Origin of the sequence: Cycloclasticus pugetii PS-1 (assembly GCF_000384415.1) — a bacterium.
GTDB lineage: Bacteria > Pseudomonadota > Gammaproteobacteria > Methylococcales > Cycloclasticaceae > Cycloclasticus > Cycloclasticus pugetii.
The window spans coordinates 2,004,014-2,026,543 of record NZ_ARVU01000001.1 but is presented as its reverse complement, the minus strand read 5'-3'; the positions used below and the strand labels follow the sequence as shown (position 1 = coordinate 2,026,543).

Below are 22,530 nucleotides of genomic sequence, written 5' to 3'. Positions count from 1 at the left end.
ATGATAAATAAAACAATACTTGTGCTGATGTTGCTTGTTATTGCTTTGGGTGGTGCGGGCTATGTTTACCTCGGTCAGATTGACCAACAAAATATTGAGCAAGCCGAACAGTTAACCAAGCGGACAGAAAAGGCGAGTGATACTTTATCAGCAAAAGTAAGGGCGTGGCGTCAGGCCCTAGAGGATGTGGCGAAAGCACCAGCTTTGATTGAAGGCTTGGACGGCGGTGAAACAGCGGCAACAAATTGGGTGGCAGCACAAGCAGCGTTGATAGATGACATCGTATCGTTACGAGTTGTTAAGCCGGACCTGATGCAGGTTGATCCGACGAGTAAGCCGCCCTTGGGCTATGCAACGCTGGATCTAATTAGAAAAGTAGAGTCATCAAAGAAAGCTCAAATGCCAGAAGTTCATATGATGGAGACAGACCATCAACATGTTGTAATAGCACTACCTGTATTAGACGGCGAGACACTGCGAGCAGTGATGCTCGGCGCATTTGAGGTGCCGGCCATACAGACGGCATTTAGTGTGGCCATAGGCAGTGAAAAAGAGGGTTTTTTAACGCTTAAGCAAGGTGCGTTGAAGCTTGTTGGTGATGGCGCTTCAATGCATCAGATGGGTGAGAGTATTGGCAGTGTGCCAGTAGCAGGAACGCATTGGCGCATAAGTATAAAAAGGCAAGCGTTAGCAGCGCCTATTACTAAAGCAGAGTTGTTTACCTACCTTGTTGGAGCATTGGTAATGGTGCTGCTTGCAGGGGTGTTGCTTGCCCTTGTGAAACATAAAGATAAATGTCGAGAATGGGTTGAGGTGATAAAGCAAAGCACAAGCAAGGCGTCTAAAAAGCCGCTGGTTTTGAAAGATGATGATATTTCCCCACCAGAAGATGAGGCGCGTGAACATAAACAAATCGTCGATAGCATTAAGGAAGAAAGTGTTGATGCGGGTGACTCAACATCAGGTCCAATTTTTATGAAAGACGATGTAATTGATGTGGTAACCCAAGCCGAAGTGCCGCAGTCTATTTTTAGGGCATATGATATTAGAGGGATTGTTGATAAGACATTGACAGAACAGGGTGTGTTTTTGATTGGACGTGCGATTGCTAGCGAAGCGTTAAGTGTAGGTCAGCAGACTATAGCGATTGCTCGTGATGGCCGGCTGCACAGTCTAAGGCTTAGCGAGTCACTATCCAAGGGCATACAAGCTGCGGGGTGTAATGTGATAGATGTTGGCCAAGTCCCAACCCCCGTCTTGTATTTTGCAACCCATCAGCTAGACACTCAATCAGGGGTAATGATAACGGGTAGCCACAACCCAGCAAATTATAATGGCTTGAAAATTGTTATTGCGGGTAATACGTTGTCAGGCGAGGCAATTCAGCAGTTATATCAACGCATTCAGCAAGATAACTTGGAAACTGGTGAAGGCGCTTACCAAGAGCAAATGATGTTACCTGAATATATTGGTGCTATTACTGGCGATGTTCGTTTAGGCAGAATGATGAAAGTAGTGGTCGATTGCGGTAATGGAGTGGCTGGAGAGGCTGCCCCAATGCTACTGTCGACGTTAGGCTGTGAAGTGATTCCGTTGTATTGTGAGATTGATGGTAATTTCCCAAACCATCATCCCGACCCGAGCAAGCCAGAGAATTTACAAACGCTGATCGACAAGGTGCGTGAGGAAGAGGCGGAGCTGGGTTTAGCTTTTGATGGCGATGGCGATCGTTTAGGCGTGGTTGACTCGGATGGCAATATTATCTGGCCGGATAGGCAAATGATGTTGTACGCGGTTGATGTGCTATCTAGACAAGCAGGCGCGGACATTATTTATGATGTGAAATGTACACGGAACCTTGCCAAAGTAATTGCCAAACATGGCGGGAAGCCCATTATGTCGCAAACAGGGCATTCACTGATTAAAGCTAAAATGAAAGAGACTAAAGCAGAGCTTGCAGGTGAGATGAGCGGGCATATCTTTTTCAAAGAGCGTTGGTTTGGTTTTGATGATGCTTTATATACCGCCGCACGACTATTAGAAATTGTGACAGCAGAGTTTAGGTCAACAGCCGAGATTTTTGCAGAACTACCTGACAGTGTGAGCACCCCCGAATTAAATATTAGTTTGGCAGAAGGTGAAAACTTCAGTTTTGTTGAAAAATTGCAGTCTCAGGCAACCTTTGACGAAGCTAAGGTTATTACCATTGATGGTATCCGTGTTGAATTTAAAGATGGTTGGGGGCTGGTCAGAGCATCGAATACAACGCCTTCGTTAGTATTGCGCTTTGAAGCGGATAATGAGGTGTCGTTAGAGCGTATAAAAGATGTATTTAGAGAACAAATGTTGAAAATTAATGCGGACATAGCGTTACCTTTTTAACCGTACTATTTATCAATATGATTTGTAGATGAGGCATGATGGAAAATAATAAAATTGATCCAATTCAGACAGCGCACGTTTTAAGTGAGGCGCTTCCGTATATTCAAAAATTCTCGGGTAAAACCATTGTCATCAAATATGGCGGAAACGCCATGGTGGACGAAGACTTAAAAAGTGGTTTTGCACGAGATATTGTGTTGCTAAAGCAGGTGGGTTTAAACCCGGTTGTTGTTCATGGTGGTGGACCACAGATTGGTCGTCATCTCGAAAAATTGGGTATGAAAAGCCAATTCGTAGATGGTATTCGCGTGACAGATAGTGACACGATGGATGTTGTTGAGATGGTGCTTGGCGGTTTAGTTAATAAAGAAATTGTAAGTCTTATCAATCAGCATGGAGGCTCAGCTGTTGGCCTAACAGGTAAAGATGGTGACTTAATAAGAGCGAAGAAAATTTCTAGTAAAGAAGCAGCAACAGAAGAGGCTTCAGAGCTGATAGATATGGGACATGTTGGTCATGTTGATAGCATTGACTCTGCAGTTGTTGATATGCTGGTTCAAGGTGATTTTATTCCTGTTATTGCGCCTATTGGCGTGGGTAAGGATGGGGCTTCTTACAATATAAATGCGGATCTTGTTGCGGGGAAAATGGCCGAAATTTTATCTGCAGAAAAGCTGTTGTTGTTGACCAATACATCAGGCTTGCTAAGTAAGGAAGGTGAATTATTAACAGGCTTGTCTATTGATGAGGTAAATAAGTTGATAGACGATGGCACCATTTTTGGTGGCATGCTACCAAAAATTCGATGTGCGATGGATGCGCTGAATGGTGGTGTGAACAGCGCCCACATTATTGATGGGCGTGTTCCACATGTTGTTTTGCTAGAGCTATTAACTGATAAAGGTATGGGTACTTTACTGGTTAGAAGTTAAGGTGTTAGCTGATTAAATTGCTCGATGAGCTGGGCAGTTTGTTCGCTTTTACAGGTAGCTTTTCCGCCTTTTGAATTAGCACAACGGATATCCAGCATAATATTTAGTTCGGCTTTATTGTTAACTTTAGTTAATGAAAGGCCGATGTCTTTGCTAAGCCTTGGTGTCCTGGTAAGGATGAGTTCATCCGAGCGATACACAATGGTAGCGCCAGCGTCAGTGATAAAGGATGATGCTTTGTCCCATAGTGTTTCGCAGGTATTTGCGTCACATGTTAACTGGCCTAGAAAGAGGCTAGGAATGGTTTCTGAATCAATGGTAGGTGTTTCAACTGAATGAGTTTTTAATACGTTGAAGCGTAATTTATCGTTCGCGAGTTGTTCGCTTAACTGTGTTTTTTGTAATTTAAAGTCAGCGATTTCTTGTTGATTTTTATCAAATTGTGCTTGAGCAGACTGAATGTTAGAAAGGTTTTTTTGCGGTATTTTTTTTCCTGAACGTTCGAAATTTGCAGCCGCCGCTTGGTGAAGAATAAGTTGTTTTTTAAGTGTCTCAGACTGACTTGTAGCGATTGTTATATGTGAATCAAGCATCTCAAGTTTGCTGTTTGCCAGCGTGTCGATATCTTCTTCTGAGCGAAATGTTTTTAATAAAGCGCTATCTTTAGCCAATTGTGACTGTAAGAGCTCTTTTTGTAAGGCTTGTAAGTGATTGATTTCTTTCAGGCGCTGAATTTCTTCCGGGGTTTTAGCAGCATCTTTTACAGCGATGGTGCGGCCTTCTTCATTTAGTTCTTCTCGTTCTCGCCTTGATTCTTCAGGTGGCACTTTGTCCGAAAAGGATACGTTTCCATTCTTATCAACCCACTTATATAGTTTTCCAGCAAAGGTTGGGTTTGAGAGAGTCAATAAAAGGATGGATAAAATTAAACGGTTTTTTTTTCTCATGGGAATTAAAGGTCTATTTTTTTTGAAGATTAAATCAATTAATGGTTATCATAGGCATAGACTGAAAACTTAGGTATCAGAGTGAATAACATTCATTATGGTTATATGCCATTTTTCGTTATATAACGAATGTGCCTGTTAGTGAGTATAGTTTAGAAAGTGGTATTTGTGGGAATGTAAACAGATGCTGGTTTTTTTAATATTTGATTCATTTTGGAGTATGTATGCCTACCGATAACTTCCCTTTCATCGCCGATGCGAATGATACGGATCCGCAAGAAACCAACGAGTGGCTTGAGGCACTTGAGGCGGTCATTGAACATGAGGGTAAAGATCGCGCCCATTTTTTACTTGAAACATTGATAGAGAGAACCAGATCTGCAGGAGCGGATATCCCGTTTAGCGCTGCAACGGCGTATATCAATTCGATATCGATTGCAGAACAAGCGCAATATGTTGGTGATAGAACCTTAGAGCATAAAATTCGTTCGTATGTTCGTTGGAATGCCATGGTGATGGTGCTTCGAGCGAATAAAAATACTAATGTTGGTGGGCATATTGCCAGCTTTGCATCATCAGCCACTTTATATGATGTAGGTTATAATCATTTTTGGCACGCAGCGAGTGAAACGCATGGCGGAGACTTAGTCTATGTGCAAGGACATGTAGCAACTGGGATTTATGCACGTGCATTTATGCTGGGTCGTTTGAGCGAAGAGCAGATGGACGGTTTCCGTCAAGAAGTTGATGGTGGTGGTTTGTCATCTTATCCGCACCCTTGGTTAATGCCCGATTTTTGGCAATTCCCAACGGTTTCAATGGGCTTGGGGCCGATCATGTCGATTTACCAAGCGCGCTTTTTGAAATACTTGGAAGACCGAGGTTTTGCTAAAACCTCAGAGAGAAAAGTCTGGGCGTTTTTGGGCGATGGTGAAACCGATGAGCCAGAATCCTTAGGTGCCATTGGTATGGCTGGTCGTGAAAATCTTGATAATTTGGTATTTGTTATCAACTGTAATTTACAGCGACTAGATGGGCCGGTTCGAGGTAATGGGAAAATTATTCAAGAACTAGAGTCAGAGTTTAGAGGCGCTGGCTGGAATGTCATTAAAGTTGTTTGGGGTAATCGTTGGGATGCCCTGTTAGCACGTGATACTGAAGGTCATCTACGTAAACGTATGATGGAGTGCGTTGATGGTGACTACCAAACAATGAAGGCCAAAGATGGGGCTTATGTTCGTGAGAACTTCTTTAATACGCCAGAGCTAAAAGCAATGGTGGCTGACTGGTCCGATAAAGATATTTGGGATTTGAATCGTGGTGGACATGATCCCGCTAAAGTATATGCTGCGTATGATGCAGCTTGCAAAGAAACAAATAGACCGACTGTGATCCTAGCAAAAACCATCAAAGGTTATGGCATGGGTGAGTCAGGTCAGGCGCAAAATACCACGCACCAGCAGAAGAAGATGAGTCATAACTCATTGCTTCACTTTAGAGATAAATTTGAGCTGCCGATTTCTGATGAAGATGTTGATAATCTTGCCTATCTTACTTTTCCTGAGGGCTCGGCAGAACAAGAGTACATGAAGAAGAAGCGCGAAGATTTAGGCGGCTACTTACCTGCGCGTCGTGAAAAGTCAGAGTCTTTAACGATTCCAGACTTAGCCGTATTTGAGCCGATGATGAAAGGGACATCGGAAGGCCGTGAAATTTCCACCACGATGGCTTTTGTTCGGTTATTAAACATTTTGTTGAAAGATAAAGAGATTGGTAAACGTATCGTGCCTATCGTGCCAGATGAGTCGCGTACGTTTGGTATGGAAGGCTTATTCCGTCAGTTAGGTATTTGGTCGCACGTGGGTCAGTTGTACACACCACAAGACTCAGATCAGCTGATGTTTTATAAAGAAGATAAGAACGGTCAAGTATTGCAAGAGGGCATCAATGAGGCCGGTGGAATGTGTGACTGGATTGCAGCAGGTACGTCCTACTCAACCAGTGATGTGCCAATGATCCCGTTCTATATTTTTTACTCAATGTTTGGCTTTCAGCGCATTGGTGACTTGATATGGGCTGCGGCTGATCAGCGTGCACGTGGCTTCTTATTAGGCGGAACAGCCGGGCGTACGACACTTAATGGTGAAGGGCTTCAGCATGAAGATGGGCATAGTTTGTTATGGGCCTCATCTGTGCCGAACTGTATTTCATATGATCCAACGTTCAATTATGAATTAGCCGTCATCACGCATGATGGTTTAAAACGCATGTTCCAAGAGCAAGAAGATGTTTTCTATTACCTAACGGTTATGAATGAAAACTATGCGCACCCAGCAATGCCAGACGGTGCAGAAGAAGGCATTATTAAAGGCATGTACTTGTTTAAAGAAGGGGCTTCGAAGAGCAAACTGCGTGTGCAGTTATTGGGTTCTGGTACGATCTTTAACGAAGTGATTGCCGCGGCAGAACTATTGAAAACTGATTGGGGTGTTGAAGCTGATTTGTGGAGTTGTACCAGTTTTACGGAGCTGGCCCGCGAGGGACAAGCCTGTGAGCGTGAAAACCGCTTGAAACCAACGCAAGAAAAACGGATACCTTATGTGTCTGAATGTTTAAATGAACGTCAAGGCCCCGTTATTGTGTCGACAGACTATGTGCGTTTATTAGCAGATTCAATTCGCCCATTTATTCGCAAGCATTGTTCAATATTGGGTACAGATGGTTTCGGTCGATCAGACACCCGTGAGAACCTACGTCGTTTCTTTGAAGTTGATCGTTATTATGTTGCCATTACCGCACTAAATGCGCTGGTAGACTTAGGGCAAATTAAGGCTGAGGTTGTTCAGCAGGCCATAGAAAAATATGAAATAGACACTGAAAAACCTGCGCCATGGTTAGTGTAGAGCGAGCGATAGGAGAATTGAATGAGTGATTTAATAGATGTAGCGGTGCCAGATATTGGTGATTTTGATGCTGTTGAGGTTATTGAAGTCTTAGTTTCTATCGGTGATTCAGTTGAGGTAGAACAAGCCTTGTTGACGTTAGAGAGTGATAAGGCAAGTATGGAAATCCCTTCATCAGCAGCAGGGGTGGTCGAAGAAATTTTAGTGACGGTTGGCGACTCTGTGGCAGAAGGCACTGTTGTCGTTCGCCTAAAAGAGCTTAACTCGTCAGAGCAAGCGAAGGCACCAGCTCAAGAAGCAGCAGCTGAACCAGTACAAGAAGAAGTAACAGAAAGCGAAATTAATATTCATGTCCCAGATATTGGTGACTTTGATGCTGTTGAAGTTATTGAAGTGAATGTCGCTGTCGGCGATGTGGTTGAAGAAGAACAATCGTTGTTAACCTTAGAAAGTGACAAAGCCAGTATGGAGATTCCTTCGACCTCAGCAGGTACCGTTAAAGAGGTTAAAGTCGCCGTCGGTGAGCAAGTCTCAGAAGGTGATTTAATTGTAGTTTTATCCGGCCAAGCGGCTCCAACAGTGAAGGCTGAGAGTCCGGCAAAGTCTGAGCCAAAAGCAGAAGAAAAAGCGCCAGCAAAGCCAGCGCCGAAATCGCAAACGAATACCAATCCCAATACCAATGTTGCAGCGGCACCGGTGACTTCAAAACCAATGGGACATATTCATGCAAGTCCAACGGTACGCAAGTTTGCAAGAGAGTTGGGTGTTGATTTATCAACGGTTACCAAGGCAACAGGGCCTAAAGGCCGGCTTTTAAAAGAAGACATTAAACAACACGTTAAGCAAATTATTGCCGGCCAATCAGCGACGTCTTCATCAGTTGGCTCGGGGATTCCACCTATTCCAGAGGTTGATTTTACAAAATTTGGTGAAATAGAGGAAAAACCGCTCAGTAAGATTAAGCGCTTAACAGGCACGAATTTAACGCGTGCTTGGCTGAATGTGCCGATGGTGACACATCATGAGCTAGCAGACATTACTGATATGGAAGCGTTCCGTAAATCATTAAAAGCAGATGCTGAAAAACGGGGTGTGAAGGTCACGTTTTTAGCATTTATGATGAAGGCTTTAGTGGCTGCATTAAAAGAGTTTCCACAGTTTAATGCCTCGTTATCGCCAGATGGTAATAGCTTGATTTATAAAAAATATTACAACATTGGTATAGCTGTTGCGACACCAAATGGGCTTGTTGTACCTGTCTTTAAAGATGTTGATAAGGTCAGTATTTTTGAGTTGGCTGAACAAATGGGCGTGATCAGTAAAAAAGCAAGGGATGGTAAGCTTTCTCCAAAGGAAATGCAGGGCGCATGTATGACGATCTCAAGCCTAGGTGGAATTGGCGGTACTGCTTTTTCACCAATTGTTAACGCCCCCGAAGTGGCGATCTTAGGTGCGACACGTGCAGAGATGCAGCCAGTCTGGAATGGTAGTGAATTTATCCCCCGCTTAATGCTTCCATTAGATCTCACTTATGATCATCGCGTGATAGATGGTGCGGATGCTGCCTCCTTTATGGTAGCGCTTTCACGTTATCTCAATGACATCCGTCGTGTGTTGTTGTAGGAGGATATGATGGCTAATCTAATAGATATAAAAGTTCCAGACATTGGCGAGTTTGATGACGGCGTAGAGGTAATTGATATTCAGGTCGCTGTGGGTGATAGCGTTGCGGTCGAAGACAGTCTTTTGACCTTGGAAAGCGACAAGGCGTCGATGGATATTCCAAGTACCTCAGCCGGTGTTGTGAAAGAAATAATGGTTGCATTAGGCGATAAAGTGGTTGAAGGTGATTTATTGATAAAGCTTGAAGCATCTGAGGCTATGGCGACGCAGGACTCGTCAGCTGCTGACGATATTCCAGTGGCAGAACCTGTTTCCACGCCGCCTGTAAGCGCAAATGAAAGTGCTGATCTGCATGTGGATGTACTGGTTATGGGCGCAGGTCCTGGTGGTTACACGGCGGCCTTTCGCGCAGCTGACCTCGGCAAAAAAGTGGCGCTTATAGAACGCCATGCCTCGTTAGGGGGCGTTTGCTTGAATGTTGGATGTATTCCATCAAAAGCATTATTGCACCAAGCGCAGGTTATTCATGAGGCGGCAGAAATGTCAGCACATGGCGTTACTTTTGAACCTCCGACGTTGGATATCGATGCTATTCGTGGCAATAAAGAGAACATTATTCAGCGCTTAACAGGTGGCTTAGCAGGCTTAGCAAAACAACGGAATGTTACGGTTGTGACAGGGTATGCGAATTTTGCATCCAGCCATTCTGTTGTGGTTGAAAATGAAGGCAGTAGCCAAACGATATCCTTCGATAATGCAATTATTGCAGCCGGTTCGCAGCCGGTTAAAATCCCTGGTTTCCCGTACGACGATGATCGTCTGATGGACTCAACAGGTGCGCTCGCTCTGGCCGATGTTCCTGAAAAAATGTTGGTGATCGGTGGCGGTATTATTGGTTTAGAAATGGCGACGGTCTATCATGCTTTAGGTTCAAAAATTAGTGTGATTGAATTAATGGATCAATTGGTAGCCGGTTGTGATAAAGACCTTGTTAAGCCCCTACATAAAAGATTATCGAAACAGCTTGAAAATATTTACTTGAAAGCAAAAGTAACGGCTATTGAGTCAACAGATGATGGCTTGAAAGTAAGCTTTGAAGGCGAAGGTGTGCCCGACTCAGCGGTATATGACCGAGTGTTGATGTCTGTAGGTCGTCGTCCTAACGGCAGTTTAATTTCGGCAGATAAAGCCGGTGTGAATGTAGATGAGCGCGGCTTTATTTCGGTCGATAAGCAAATGAGAACCAACGTACCACATATTTTTGCGATTGGTGATGTCGTTGGTAACCCTATGTTAGCGCATAAGGCAGTTCATGAAGCAAAAGTAGCCGCTGAAGTGATAGCGGGTGAAAAAGCAGCCTTTGACCCTATGACGATTCCATCGGTAGCATATACCGACCCTGAAATTTCATGGATGGGATTGACCGAAACAAAAGCAAAAGCGGATGGTATTAAGTACGAAAAATCTGTTTTCCCATGGGCAGCGAGTGGTCGCGCCTTGAGCATTGGCCGCGATGAAGGGATGACCAAAATCCTTTGGGATCCTGAAACAAAACGTATTTTAGGTGCAGGTATTGTTGGCACCAACGCAGGTGAATTAATTGCCGAAGCGGTTTTAGCATTGGAAATGGGTGCAGATGTTGACGATATGGGGTTAACCATTCATCCACACCCGACCTTATCTGAGACCTTGTGTTTTGCAGCAGAAATGCAGGCGGGTTCAATTACCGACTTATACGTTAAAAAGAAATAAGTCGGGTCAGGCGATGAGCGTATCACTGAATTTTGTACGACACGGTGAAGCGGGTAGGCCGATAATTATTTTACATGGGCTATTTGGTAGCGCGCGTAATTGGCAGGGAATTGCAAAGCAATTGGCAGAACACGACACGGTATACAGCTTAGATTTACGTAATCATGGTTCATCTCCACATGCTGATGAGATGGGGTATGAATCAATGGCGACTGATGTGCTAGCGTTTATGACGCTTGAAGACATTAAAGAAGCGGTGGTACTAGGCCATAGCATGGGTGGGAAAGTTGCGATGCAACTGGCCCTCTCAGAGCCAGAAAAGGTGAGTCAATTAATTGTTGTGGACATGGCACCTGTGACGTATTCGCATAATTTCGATGATGTGTTGTTGGGCCTATATCATGTACCACTTGACAGCGTCGGCTCAAGAAAAGAAGCTGATCAGTACTTAGCTGAAAAACTAAGTACGCCCAGTTTAAGACAGTTTTTACTACAAAACTTGGTGGCGAATACATCAAGGGGTTATCAGTGGAGAGTTAACCTTGCGAGCATTGAAAAAAGCATGCCTGATATTATGGGGTTTCCAGCAAATAGCCTTAAGAAGCAGTATGCGAATCGTGCGTTGTTTATTAATGGTGGTCAATCAACCTATATGACGTCACGCTACCGAGAACCGACGAAAGAAATGTTTCCAGCCGCCGAATTTCAAACCATAGCTAAGTCTGGCCATTGGCCGCATATTGAATCACCTGTGGAATTTATGACGTTGCTTAATAGTTTTTTAAGTTAGAAGAAAAATATAAAGTTCTATTTTTATCTGCCGATATAGGCGGTATGAAGACGATTAAACACTATATATTCTTACTGGCAATGACGCTGTTTAGTGCGAGCACCTTGGCTCAGCAGTATCAGGCGCCAGTTACGCATTCACAATGGACGTTCTCTGGTAACAAAGTTGGGTGTTATATAACGCATGTTATTCCACAATATGGCGTGGGTGTTTTTGAGCAAAAGTCAGGTGAGCGTGTTAATTTTATTTTAAAAGCAGAGTCATACGTGCCACCAATTCACACGGCTATGTTGAGCTCTGTGCCACCAGTATGGATGCACGATGCGCCCTCACTTAAATTAGCAAAGGTTAAAACGAAAACCAAAGAATTGGTGGTTCAAAGTGATGTATCAGAACGTATGTTACAAGAACTATCCAATGGCCGTTTTCCACAGTTTAGTTATAAGGCGAATCAAGGCGGGCAGGTTAACGTAGCGATATCATCGGTTAACTTTTTGGATGTGATGGCTCAATTTGAGTCATGCCGCCAAAATCTACTCCCCTTTAGCAGGGACGATGTGCACCAGCAATTGTCGTTATTCAACTATTTAAGTACAACAATCACACATAAAAACCGCAAGCTGTTAAGCAAAGCGGTTACGTATGTAAAAGAAGCCGGTCAGACAGAAAGAATTGACTTAGTTAGTGGCACAGAAGATTTTTCTGTCAAAGACGGTCGGCGCGTTTATGATGGGCGGGTTCAGGCGTTACGCCAGTTCTTAATTAACGAAGGAATGCCTGAAGAACAGGTTATTGCCTTAGATGACCCCGAAGCATTAGATACACCCGCCGCCAGTGTGCGGATGAAAGTGGCTGGCCCTGAGCCTTTTAAGCATATCTACTTTAGGTCCGGTTCAGTCAGCTTAAATGAGCGTGATAATAAAAAGTTAGACTACTTATTACAATATAGGCGTTTACAACATCCAGACGGGAAGATAGTGCTTAAAGGATATAGTGATAGTCAAGGTCCTCGTCAGATTAATATGGCAGTCTCCAAAAAGCGTGTTGAGGTAATAAAAAAATACCTCTTATCAAAGGGTGTTAAGTCAGATCAAATAGTGACTAAGGCGTATGGTGAAAGTCGCCCTACATCTAGTAATAGGTACCCTGCAGGGCGTCAATTAAACAGACGAGTGGATATTTCAATTTCAGGGTAGCGCCAAGTGGTCATGCAATCGGGTATAATTCGCGGATTATTTTTAAGTCGCGAGTGATCTCATGTCAAAGCAAGAAGTCAATAAAGTTGTTTTAGCTTATTCTGGTGGATTAGATACGTCGGTTATCCTTAAATGGCTAGAAGATGTATACAATTGTGAAGTGGTTACGTTTACCGCCGATTTGGGTCAAGGTGAGGAAGTAGAGCCAGCCCGTGAAAAAGCACGATCCTACGGCATTAAGGAAATTTACATTGATGATCTAAAGGAAGAGTTCGTCCGTGATTTTGTTTTTCCAATGTTTAGAGCGAATACAATTTACGAAGGTGAATACCTTCTCGGGACATCTATTGCTCGCCCGCTAATTTCAAAACGCTTAATTGAAATTGCTAATGAGACAGGAGCGGATGCCATTTCACACGGGGCAACCGGCAAAGGTAATGATCAGGTGCGTTTTGAGCTCGGTGCCTATGCGTTAAAGCCAGATGTAAAAATTATTGCGCCTTGGCGCGAGTGGGATTTAACCTCGCGTGATTCATTGCTTGCGTATGCTGAGAAAGCGGGGATAGCCGTTGAAATGAAACGTGGTAAAAAGTCACCCTATTCGATGGATGCGAACTTGCTACATATTTCTTATGAAGGGGATATTTTAGAAGACCCATGGGTTGAGCCAGAAGAAGACATGTGGCGTTGGTCTGTTTCTCCAGAAGCAGCCCCCAGTGAACCGACCTATATTGAACTGGAGTATAAAGGTGGTGATATTATAGCGATTGATGGTCAAGCGATGTCACCGGCTACCGTATTAGCGGAATTAAATAAAATAGGTGGGGCAAACGGTATTGGCCGTGCAGATATTGTTGAAAACCGTTATGTGGGTATGAAGGCGCGTGGTTGTTACGAAACCCCAGGCGGCACTATCATGCTAAAAGCGCATCGTGCCATCGAATCGATAACATTAGATCGCGAAGTGACCCATCTGAAAGATGAATTGATGCCACGTTACGCTAGCCTTATTTACAACGGCTACTGGTGGAGTCCAGAGCGTGAAATGTTGCAAACAATGATTAATGCGTCACAAATTACCGTAAATGGCCGAATTCGTTTGAAACTCTACAAAGGAAATGTGATTGTTGTGGGTCGTGAATCAGCCTCTAATAGTTTATTTGATGAAAACATTGCCACGTTTGAAGATGATGGCGGCGCATATGATCAAAAAGATGCAGAAGGGTTTATTAAATTAAATGCATTACGCATGCGAATTGCGGCTAGGAAACGTTCTTAATCTTTATAGTCAAAAAAAGCCCTCTGGGATACAGAGGGCGATAAAGAACTCTTAATAGATTTGAGGTCAAAAAAGCAGCCATAGAAGGGAGATTCGGGCTGCTTTATGCCCATAGGGCATCAGCATGTTTGAAGTAAAAATTACTCAATCAGCTTTTAAGAGTTGCTGATAGCTTACCGAGATATGTGAGTCCTGAGAATGTGGCAAATTGTCGCAGAGGTTTTAACGTTTATTTTTGTGTGACGCTATAGAGGTGTGACAATTTGTCACATTTCTGAAAACCGATTCATTGGTAAAATCCACTTTGTTGTAAAAAAACAAAAAACTAATTAGAGGGTTTATGAAACGGTTTAAATTAAGTTTATTATCATTAGCTGTCATTGCAGCTTTGCCAGTTAAGGCGGCTGATTACACAAATCAAACAATCATTGTAGAAGGTGCTAGCATGCGTCCGGGCGCATTCGGAATTGCACCAGAATCGTTAGCATTGAAAGATACTGCTGCGCTTCTAAAAAGAGTGCCTGGCGCTAATGTTAATCGTAATGGCCCGCTAACCGGTATAGCCTCATACCGAGGTCAATTTGGTGGTCGTATTAATGCAGTGGTTGATGGCATGTCTTGGAAAGAAGTTGGGCCAAACAGCATGGATCCTCCATTAAGCCATATACCAGCAGCATTAACCGATAAGCTGACTGTGTATCGCGGTATTGCGCCGATCAGTAGCGGGATTGAAACAATAGGTGGTTCAATGATCGCTGAGTCTCGTAAAGGAGAGTTCACCGATGGTGAAGAATTTGAGTTTCATGGCTTAGCGTCACTGGGGTTTAGTGAGGTAGATAACGGCTTAACCAGCAGTGTGTTGAGTGCATATTCGAATGATAGCCATCGTTTTTATGCGAGTATTAGCAAAGAACAAGGCGATGACTATGAGTTTGACGGTAGTCGTACAGTTGACCCTAGCCAATATGATCGTGATGCTTACACCGTTGGTTATGGTACAAAATTTGGTGCTCATGAGTTAGGGTTTAATTACAGTAATAATGATACCGGTCATACTGGCTCCGCTTCTTTACCGATGGATATCATCTGGGTTAGAGGCGGTATATTTTCTGCTGACTACAGTGTCCAGTTAGCTGACAATCGTTCATTAGAAATCGATTACTATTATCAAGATATGCGTCATTTAATGAATAACTTTAGCTTACGTTCTAACGGTACGAACATGACCGCCATGGCAGGTAGTAGCCGCACCCGTGAAAACCTAACAACAGTTGATGGGGGTGGCTTATCGGCTGTTTATAAAATGCCTTTTTCAAACGGTCACCTTAGCCTTGGTGTGCAAGGCGATCAATCGACGCATGACGGTTTTATTACTGATCCGAATAACCCAATGTTTGGCGTGGATAATTTTAACGGCGCTGAACGCAATCGTTACAGTGGGTTTGCAGAATGGAAAGGTGACGTCCAGCAGGGTTTAGAGCTTGAAACAGGCCTTCGATATACCCAAGTTAAAATGGACTCAGACGAAGTGGGGCACCACATGTACGGGAATATGATGATGATCGGGCCTCAAGTCACAGAATTGGTTGATAGCTTTAATGAGGGAGATCGTTCTCAAACAGATCATAACTGGGATTTTGATGTTATTTTAAGGCAGTCGATATCAAGCGAATTAACAGCCGAAGTAGGTTTTGCACGTAAAATGCGTTCTCCCAGTTATCAAGAACGTTATTTATGGATACCGTTAGAAGCCACGGGTGGTTTAGCGGATAACCGAGTGTATATCGGCGATGTGAATTTAGAGCCTGAAACGGCCTATCAGTTTGAGCTGGGTCTAGAATATGCTGCTGGCGAGTTATACCTTGCGCCGCGTGCTTTTTATCACCGTGTGAATGATTATATTCAAGGTGAGCAAGTCACTGGCACAACTGCAAATATTGTAGCAGATGGCGCGAACAGTATTTTTGGCGGAGATACGGTGTTACAGTTCAGCAACGTAGATGCTGAACTGTATGGTGTGGATGTGGAGTGGGGCTATGAACTTACGACAGACTGGCGTTTGGATGGAACGGTCAGTTATGTGCGCGGTCGTCGCCGTGATGGAGGTGGAGATAATCTTTATCGGATAGCACCTTTTAATACGAGAACGCAATTAACGTTCGAACAAAATAACTGGTCATTAGCCACAGAGCTCGAAGCGTACAGTGCGCAAAATGACGTAGCTGCTTATAATGGTGAGCAAAAATCAGCCGGTTATGGGCTGCTGCATGTTCGTGGTGAAATAGCACCTATTGCAGGCCTTAAAGTTGGGTTGGGGGTAGAAAATATTTTAGATAGAGATTTTGAAGATCATACCTCAGCTGTTAATCGGGCAATGAATAATGAAGATGTTGCAGTGGGTGACAAAATACCAGGCCAAGGACGCAATCTTTATGTCACAGCGAGCTACAAATGGTAAGTTGTAAGAACTAAGTTTTACATAACAATGGTAGTAAAAAGCCTAGGTGACGCCTAGGCTTTTTTATGCAGTATTGGAAAGCAATAAAATGCTAAAAGTATATAGAGAATGATAATTGTCTCGATTAGCTCAATTATTGTTTGACGATAGAAAAAGATGATGTTTTTATAGTGCCATTGATAAATTGGCTACCAAGTAGGTGGCTTTGTTTTTTTTTATAACGTAAAAATAATTCAGGAGAACGTGTATGAAGATTGAAGCAGCAGTGGTCCGGGAAGGTAAGGGTGACTTTAAAATTGAAACACTTGAGTTAGCAGAGCCATCTGATGATCAAATTTTAATTAAAATTGTAGGTGTTGGCTTATGTCATACCGACTTAACCTGTCGTGACCAGCTTTATCCAGTACCACTTCCAATGGTATTCGGGCACGAAGGTTCGGGTGTAGTAGAAAAAGTAGGTAAAAATGTTACTAAAGTAGAACCAGGCGATCATGTTGTTTTAACTTTTTACACCTGTGGTAAATGTGATGCCTGTTTAACAGGCGATCCTACAAGTTGTATAAACTCTTTTGGTCCTAACTTTATGGGGCGTGCTGTTGATGGTAGTTGTACTATTCACGATCATGCTGGTGATGAGGTTGGTTGTAGTTTCTTTGGTCAATCCTCCTTTGCAACGCATGCATTAGCATACGAGCGTAATACCATTAAGGTAACGAAAGATGCGCCGCTTGATTTATTAGGCCCGTTAGGTTGTGGTGTACAAACGGGTGCAGGTTCTGTGCTTAATGCGTTAAACCCACCTGCGGGTAGTGCGATTGCAGTGTTCGGTGCTGGGGCGGTTGGCCTTTCAGCTGTGATGGGTGCTGTGGTAGCTAATTGCACAACCATTATTTCAATTGATGTTAACCCTGATCGTTTGGAGTTAGCTAAAGAATTAGGCGCGACGCATGCTATTAATGCGTTAGAGGTTGATCCTGTTGAAGAAATTCAAAAATTAACCGGTGGTGCAGGTATAGCTTATGTGCTTGAAACCAGTGGCGTAGGCCCCGTGCTATCTCAAGCGATTATGTCATCTTGTGTTGGTGGTGAGGTTGGTATTGTTGGAGCGCCAGCGATGGGTACAACAATTCCTTTAGATATTAACCACATGTTATTTAACCGTAAATTGCGTGGAATTGTGGAAGGGGAATCAAATTCCGATATCTTTATTCCTCGGTTAATTAGTCTTTATCAACAAGGTAAATTCCCATTTGATAAATTGATTAAGTTCTATGATCTTGAGCAAATTAACGAGGCAGCGGAAGACTCAGAAAAAGGAACAACGCTAAAAGCGATTATGCGTCTTCCTAAGTAGTCACCTGTAGGGTATTAAGAAACCGGCGTTATATATAGTGCCGGTTTTTTTATGTCTGATATTTTTGTATTGGTATGGCATTGTTGCCTGTGCATTAGTCATATTTATTTTATGCTGCGCGTTAATTTCTATGACGTTTTAACCTAGAGCATGCTAGCTATTTAATGCTGACATTATATTGAGTAATATAATGTTCTCAGGTAGTGACGTCGTTCCAGCCTTGGTTTGCCAATAAGAACTGATCATGTGTCTAGTGGAGCTTCATTTTCAAAAGAGTGTGGCGATTGTTACTACGAATAATTAGCGGCGTTATGTGATTGATCCGCTAAACTAAATTAGGCTACTTTATTATTCAAAAAAACCGAGTAGATTGCTACTCGGTTTTTTTCTGAGTAAGAGGAAAAATTACGCGCTGACAGTTTCTTCTGTTGGTTCACCCAGCCAGTCAGGCCAACCAGCTGCTCTATTAGCTTCCCTTGCAAGCACTCTTTCTTCAGGTGTAGCGCGAGTCAGATCCCACTCTTTGAGTTTAGGTTGAGCAAGAAACTTAAACCAAATGGGCGGGATTAGGGCTGCATTGAAGGATAAAAACATGCTCGGGCCTTGTGGGCCATCAGGTGTTGGTTTTAGTTCATAAAACGGGATATATGAGTCTAGGTGATGATCGTTATGATTTGAAATTTCATATGCGAGCGGGCGAATAATGTAGGACAAGTGATTCCAAATATGACGTGATTCATAAGGTTGGCCCTCAACCCTAACTAAACCATTGTGTTGGAAGTAGTTAAAACCCTCAGCAAATAGTTTAGCTAGCATTAAGCCGAAAATGCTTATCACCATCGCATAAACGCCGCCGAACCAAGTAACGACTCCAATGAGGATAAACACTTGGACGATAGCACGTACTAAGCGACCACTCGGAGACCATATGCTTTTATTAGTTTTTTTACTCTTTTCACGTTCTGCATGAATAAAGTCTTTATAGCTGCCAAAAGAGGCCCTAAACATATAGCTATAAATGTTTTCACCTCGTCTTGCGGTATCAGAGTCCAGAGGTGTTGCTAGGTTAACATGGTGGTTGTGGATATGAGCAACGTCACGAGTGGGGTCTAGAAAAAAAGTACCTAATAAGGTGGCAAAATAACGCCCATAATCTCTGCGGTGTAGTAACTCATGGGTAACAGGTACGTTGGGCATAGCGCCTAACAATCCAAGAGAAAGTACTGCGCCGACCATATCTATAACAGGGATAGAGCCTGTAGCCTGAACCGTCGTGTTGACCCAATGTACAAAGCTTGCATATAAACCAATCATAAAGAAGAGGTGAAGGTACAGAGGGATATTGACGATAAACGGGTGATTTATCTTGCGCATGTTCAGATCGGGTTTGGCTAAAACATCAAGAATAGTGATGGGTATCAGCAGCCCGACGCCGACCCAAACCCAGTGGCCTCCATGAGCAAAGCCCCAAATAGCAATGCAAACAAGAATGGTTCCGAAGTAGTATCGTAAATAATCCATAACTCCCTCCTGTAACGATTGATTTTATTTTTATTGGAATCAACACCCTAGCACAAAAGAAAATAAATAACTAACGGATGTTATTTTTTATTGATTGCTTTAAGAGCTTGAGTTAAGGTCTTTATTCTTAATTTCAATGAAAGGGCTTTAATTAAGTCAGCCGTTAGGTTTAAACACAAAAGGAAATGTAATGATCCGTTATAAAAAATTAGGTTATGTTGCGTTGGGTGTCACCGATCTGGAAAGGTCTATTACTTATTACCGTGATTTAGTTGGTTTGCAGCTTAACTTGCAAGAAGAGGGGGTGGCATATTTCTCTTGCAGTGATGACCATCATAATCTAGTGCTTTACCAAAATGATGTTGCGGGGTTAAAGCGCATTGCATGGGAAATGGAGAGTGATGCCGAATTAGATAACGCGGCTGATACGTTTAAAAAGCATGGCCTCGATGTTTATGAATTGCCAACCGAAGAAAGTAAGGGGATTTTCCAAGGACGAACATTACGTTTTATAGAGCCTAATGATGGTATATGTTTTGAACTTTATAACCAGCAATACAAGAGAGCAACAAGTTATCAGCCAACCGTCAGTAAAATTGCCCGTTTGGGTCATGTGGTCGTGAGTTTTTCTGATTGGGATGCCTCGATTAAATTCTTTAGAGAAGTCATGAACTTTGATACCTCTGACTCGATTGATGGTTTTATAAACTTTATGCGGTGTTTTCCTAACCCTTACCACCATACGTTGGGTGTGAGTAATGCGAAATTAAGAGGCGATAGACCAGGCTTGCATCATGTTAATTTTATGGTGACAGACATGGATGATATTGGGCGCGCACTGAATAGAATGCCAGAAAATAATATTCCTATTGTATTTGGGCCAGGACGGCATCCACCCTCAGGCAGTATTTTTTATTATTTCTTAGATCCAGATGGAATGACGGTTGAATACAGTTTTGGCATGGAAGAATTTCCTGAAGAAAACCCACGGAAACCAAGGTCGTTAGAGCCTCGTCCAGATTCTGGTGATTATTGGGGAAGTGTACCGAAAGAAGATTGGGCTCAGGGTGGCGATATTTTACCGGCTAAACCACAATTGATAGGCCAGTTACTTTAAAAACCAGATTAGCCTTATAGGGGTTCAAAGTGATTATTGATGTACACACGCATGTGGTTCCTGAGTATTTCCCTGCATACTCTGGTAATAATGTAGCCACTCGATGGCCATCAATGGGCTGTTGTGATCAGCCGCATCATCGGTCAGTTTTAATTGCTGGCAAAACATTTCGAGAAGTCAGTCATCATAGCTGGGATGCCTCTCAACGTCTGCTTGATATGCAGGTGGAAAAGGTTGATAGACAAGTCTTGTCGCCAATGCCTGAGCTTTTATCCTATTGGTTTGATGTGGATGATGCTGTGCGTATGTGTGGGCATATGAATCATACGATTGCTAACATGGTTAATAGTTCTCCTGAATCCTTTTATGGATTAGGAATGGTTCCCTTGCAAGACCCTGAGCGTGCAGCCAGTGAAATGTCACGTTTACGTGCTGATTATGGTTTATTGGGTATAGAAGTGGGTACAAATATTAATGGACGGCCCATTGGCGACCCTTTCTTTGAGCCCATTTTTGCGGCAGCGGTTGAGAATGGATTATCAATTTTTATTCATCCGTTACACCCAGCTGGGGTGGAAAGAGTTATAGGCCCGCCAGCCATGCCAGCTTTGGTAGCGTTTCCAAATGAAACAGCTTTCGCGGCAGCCTCTTTAGTCAGCGGGGGAATGTTAACCAAGTACCCAGCGTTACGTATTGGGTTAAGTCATGGTGGCGGTGGTTTTGCCATGATGTTGCCGCGAATGATGCAAGGGTGGGAAACAATGGGGCGTGATCTATTTGATGAATCGCCGATAGATATTGCACAACGACTCTACTACGACACCTTGGTGTACGATAATCAAACACTTCAGTATTTAATTGACTCATTTGGCATAGAGCAACTCATGGTGGGGTCTGATTACCCTTTTGTCATTCGTGAGAAGTCGCCCGGCAAGCGGATACAATCTTTGGGGCTTAGTGAGCATGATATGTCGCTCCTTCAGTCTGTGAATGCGCAACGTTTTCTAGCTTGCTCTAGGTAGGCAAAGCATTCATTCATATTTTTAACACTAGCATTTTATAAAAAATAATAATCACCTAAAGGAGATCATTCCATGGAAATAGAAGCAGCAGTAATAAGGGGAAGTAAAGGGGCTTTTGAATTTGAATCGTTGGAGTTAGCAGAAGTATCAGCTGATCAGATTTTAGTAAAAATAGTCGCAGTAGGGCTTTGTCATACGGATTTAACCTGTCGTGATCAAGCTTATCCCGTTCCCTTGCCCATGGTGTTTGGTCATGAAGGGGCTGGCGTTGTAGAAAAAGTAGGTAAAAATGTGACGAAGGTTGAACCGGGCGATCATGTTGTTCTTACATTTTATACCTGCGGCCACTGTGAAGCTTGTTTGAATGGTGAGCCTGCGCGATGTGAAGCAGCATTTGAGCCGAACTTTTTAGGTCGAGCAGTTGATGGTAGTTGTACGATTCATGATCACTCGGGGGCAGCAATCGGTTCGAGTTTTTTTGGCCAATCATCATTTGCTAGCTATTCACTATCCTATGAAAGAAATACCATAAAAGTGCCTAAAGACGTCCCATTGGAGCTATTGGGGCCGTTGGGTTGTGGCGTGCAAACAGGTGCAGGGTCGGTGCTCAATGCCTTGAACCCACCTGCAGGAAGTGCAATTGCTATTTATGGTGCGGGTGCAGTCGGTCTATCGGCTGTTATGGCCGCTGTTATTGCAAACTGTACAACGATAATTTCGGTTGATGTAAAGGAAAACCGTTTAGCGTTAGCAAAAGAGCTTGGGGCGACCCATGTTATTAATGCCGCTGAGGTAGACCCTGTTGAGGAAATTAAGAAAATAGTGGGTGGGGCAGGTATTGCTTATGTACTTGAAACAAGCGGGGTTCCAAATGTATTGGTTCAAGCAATTACTTGTTCAAAACCAGGGGGTGAAATAGGCATCGTGGGTTCACCAGCGCTAGGTGTAACGATACCTGTAGATGTTAGTTTTATGTTGGATAACCGAACGCTACGAGGGATTATACAAGGCCAATCTAACTTTGATATTTTTATCCCACGCTTAATCGAGTTGTATAAACAGGGTAAATTTCCATTTGATAAATTAATAAAATTTTACGAATTTGATCAAATAAACCAAGCAGCGGAAGACTCAGAGAAAGGCGTGACACTTAAAGCGGTGATGCGACTTCCCAAGTAGTACTTAGAATACAAACGCCGAACCTTACTCTTCGGGTTTTTACGAGGTTTAGTTAGAAATGAAAGAGCGTAATAT

Annotated in this window: 15 protein-coding genes; 13 read left to right on the top strand and 2 right to left on the bottom strand. The window is 43.2% G+C overall.

The features are described 5' to 3' along the window. Entirely contained in the window at nt 1-2,382 is a 2,382-nt protein-coding gene (locus tag CYCPU_RS12160) for a phosphomannomutase/phosphoglucomutase (protein ID WP_020162610.1), read from the top strand. Nucleotides 2,383-2,420: 38 nt separating this feature from the next. After that, nucleotides 2,421-3,314 carry an acetylglutamate kinase gene (gene argB, locus CYCPU_RS0109890; RefSeq protein ID WP_015006713.1) on the top strand — a complete coding sequence of 298 codons (894 nt, stop codon included), beginning with the start codon at nt 2,421-2,423 and terminating at the stop codon, nt 3,312-3,314. Here the strand turns inward: argB and CYCPU_RS0109885 are convergent. Beyond that, nucleotides 3,311-4,261 carry a DUF4124 domain-containing protein gene (locus CYCPU_RS0109885; protein ID WP_015006712.1) on the bottom strand — a complete coding sequence of 317 codons (951 nt, stop codon included), beginning with the start codon at nt 4,259-4,261 and terminating at the stop codon, nt 3,311-3,313. The two genes, argB and CYCPU_RS0109885, sit on opposite strands and share 4 nt — an antisense overlap. 224 nt (nt 4,262-4,485) lie before the next feature. On the opposite strand from CYCPU_RS0109885, the gene aceE reads away from it, so the two are divergent. The 8 genes from aceE to CYCPU_RS0109845 all read left to right on the top strand — a co-directional run bounded on the left by aceE (nt 4,486) and on the right by CYCPU_RS0109845 (nt 17,616). Continuing rightward, complete coding sequence (gene aceE, locus CYCPU_RS0109880) at nt 4,486-7,164, top strand: pyruvate dehydrogenase (acetyl-transferring), homodimeric type (RefSeq protein WP_015006711.1); 2,679 nt, start codon at nt 4,486-4,488, stop codon at nt 7,162-7,164. A gap of 21 nt (nt 7,165-7,185) precedes the next feature. Beyond that, the gene (aceF, locus tag CYCPU_RS0109875) at nt 7,186-8,787 is read left to right on the top strand and encodes a dihydrolipoyllysine-residue acetyltransferase (protein ID WP_020162609.1); all 1,602 of its coding nucleotides are present in this window, start codon (nt 7,186-7,188) and stop codon (nt 8,785-8,787) included. A 9-nt stretch (nt 8,788-8,796) separates the two neighbouring features. After that, on the top strand, nt 8,797-10,539 hold the full coding sequence (gene lpdA / locus CYCPU_RS0109870; protein WP_020162608.1) for a dihydrolipoyl dehydrogenase: 1,743 nt from the start codon (nt 8,797-8,799) through the stop codon (nt 10,537-10,539). A 13-nt stretch (nt 10,540-10,552) separates the two neighbouring features. Beyond that, a complete protein-coding gene (locus CYCPU_RS0109865) occupies nt 10,553-11,329 on the top strand; it encodes an alpha/beta fold hydrolase (RefSeq protein ID WP_020162607.1) in 777 nt (258 codons plus the stop codon). 44 nt (nt 11,330-11,373) lie between these two features. Then, nucleotides 11,374-12,525, top strand: coding sequence for an OmpA family protein (locus CYCPU_RS0109860; RefSeq protein ID WP_015006707.1), 1,152 nt, complete (start codon nt 11,374-11,376; stop codon nt 12,523-12,525). Nucleotides 12,526-12,586: 61 nt separating this feature from the next. Next, nucleotides 12,587-13,804, top strand: a complete 1,218-nt coding sequence (locus tag CYCPU_RS0109855) for an argininosuccinate synthase (protein WP_015006706.1) — start codon at nt 12,587-12,589, stop codon at nt 13,802-13,804. Nucleotides 13,805-14,144: 340 nt separating this feature from the next. Next, complete coding sequence (locus tag CYCPU_RS0109850; RefSeq protein ID WP_020162606.1) at nt 14,145-16,262, top strand: TonB-dependent receptor; 2,118 nt, start codon at nt 14,145-14,147, stop codon at nt 16,260-16,262. A 247-nt stretch (nt 16,263-16,509) separates the two neighbouring features. Then, complete coding sequence (locus CYCPU_RS0109845) at nt 16,510-17,616, top strand: NAD(P)-dependent alcohol dehydrogenase (RefSeq protein ID WP_020162605.1); 1,107 nt, start codon at nt 16,510-16,512, stop codon at nt 17,614-17,616. A 405-nt stretch (nt 17,617-18,021) separates the two neighbouring features. Here CYCPU_RS0109845 and CYCPU_RS0109840 read toward each other — a convergent pair whose 3' ends face one another. Next, a complete protein-coding gene (locus tag CYCPU_RS0109840) occupies nt 18,022-19,137 on the bottom strand; it encodes a fatty acid desaturase (RefSeq protein ID WP_015006703.1) in 1,116 nt (371 codons plus the stop codon). A 190-nt stretch (nt 19,138-19,327) separates the two neighbouring features. Here CYCPU_RS0109840 and CYCPU_RS0109835 point away from each other — a divergent pair, with 190 nt between their 5' ends. The 3 genes from CYCPU_RS0109835 to CYCPU_RS0109825 all read left to right on the top strand — a co-directional run bounded on the left by CYCPU_RS0109835 (nt 19,328) and on the right by CYCPU_RS0109825 (nt 22,455). Continuing rightward, nucleotides 19,328-20,254: a VOC family protein gene (locus CYCPU_RS0109835; protein WP_020162604.1), complete on the top strand. Its 927-nt coding sequence runs from the start codon at nt 19,328-19,330 to the stop codon at nt 20,252-20,254. Between the two features lie 29 nt (nt 20,255-20,283). Next, nucleotides 20,284-21,276 carry an amidohydrolase family protein gene (locus CYCPU_RS0109830; RefSeq protein ID WP_020162603.1) on the top strand — a complete coding sequence of 331 codons (993 nt, stop codon included), beginning with the start codon at nt 20,284-20,286 and terminating at the stop codon, nt 21,274-21,276. Nucleotides 21,277-21,348: 72 nt separating this feature from the next. Continuing rightward, nucleotides 21,349-22,455: an NAD(P)-dependent alcohol dehydrogenase gene (locus CYCPU_RS0109825; protein WP_020162602.1), complete on the top strand. Its 1,107-nt coding sequence runs from the start codon at nt 21,349-21,351 to the stop codon at nt 22,453-22,455. Nucleotides 22,456-22,530: the final 75 nt, after the last annotated feature.

Coding starts and splice junctions, on each gene's coding strand:
- CYCPU_RS0109835 (WP_020162604.1), top strand. CDS start 19,328: ATGATCCGTTATAAAAAATTAGGTTATGTTGCGTTGGGTGTCACCGAT.
- CYCPU_RS0109855 (WP_015006706.1), top strand. CDS start 12,587: ATGTCAAAGCAAGAAGTCAATAAAGTTGTTTTAGCTTATTCTGGTGGA.
- CYCPU_RS0109840 (WP_015006703.1), bottom strand. CDS start 19,137: ATGGATTATTTACGATACTACTTCGGAACCATTCTTGTTTGCATTGCT.
- lpdA (WP_020162608.1), top strand. CDS start 8,797: ATGGCTAATCTAATAGATATAAAAGTTCCAGACATTGGCGAGTTTGAT.
- CYCPU_RS0109845 (WP_020162605.1), top strand. CDS start 16,510: ATGAAGATTGAAGCAGCAGTGGTCCGGGAAGGTAAGGGTGACTTTAAA.
- CYCPU_RS0109825 (WP_020162602.1), top strand. CDS start 21,349: ATGGAAATAGAAGCAGCAGTAATAAGGGGAAGTAAAGGGGCTTTTGAA.
- argB (WP_015006713.1), top strand. CDS start 2,421: ATGGAAAATAATAAAATTGATCCAATTCAGACAGCGCACGTTTTAAGT.
- aceF (WP_020162609.1), top strand. CDS start 7,186: ATGAGTGATTTAATAGATGTAGCGGTGCCAGATATTGGTGATTTTGAT.
- CYCPU_RS0109865 (WP_020162607.1), top strand. CDS start 10,553: ATGAGCGTATCACTGAATTTTGTACGACACGGTGAAGCGGGTAGGCCG.
- CYCPU_RS0109885 (WP_015006712.1), bottom strand. CDS start 4,261: ATGAGAAAAAAAAACCGTTTAATTTTATCCATCCTTTTATTGACTCTC.
- CYCPU_RS12160 (WP_020162610.1), top strand. CDS start 1: ATGATAAATAAAACAATACTTGTGCTGATGTTGCTTGTTATTGCTTTG.
- CYCPU_RS0109860 (WP_015006707.1), top strand. CDS start 11,374: ATGAAGACGATTAAACACTATATATTCTTACTGGCAATGACGCTGTTT.
- aceE (WP_015006711.1), top strand. CDS start 4,486: ATGCCTACCGATAACTTCCCTTTCATCGCCGATGCGAATGATACGGAT.
- CYCPU_RS0109850 (WP_020162606.1), top strand. CDS start 14,145: ATGAAACGGTTTAAATTAAGTTTATTATCATTAGCTGTCATTGCAGCT.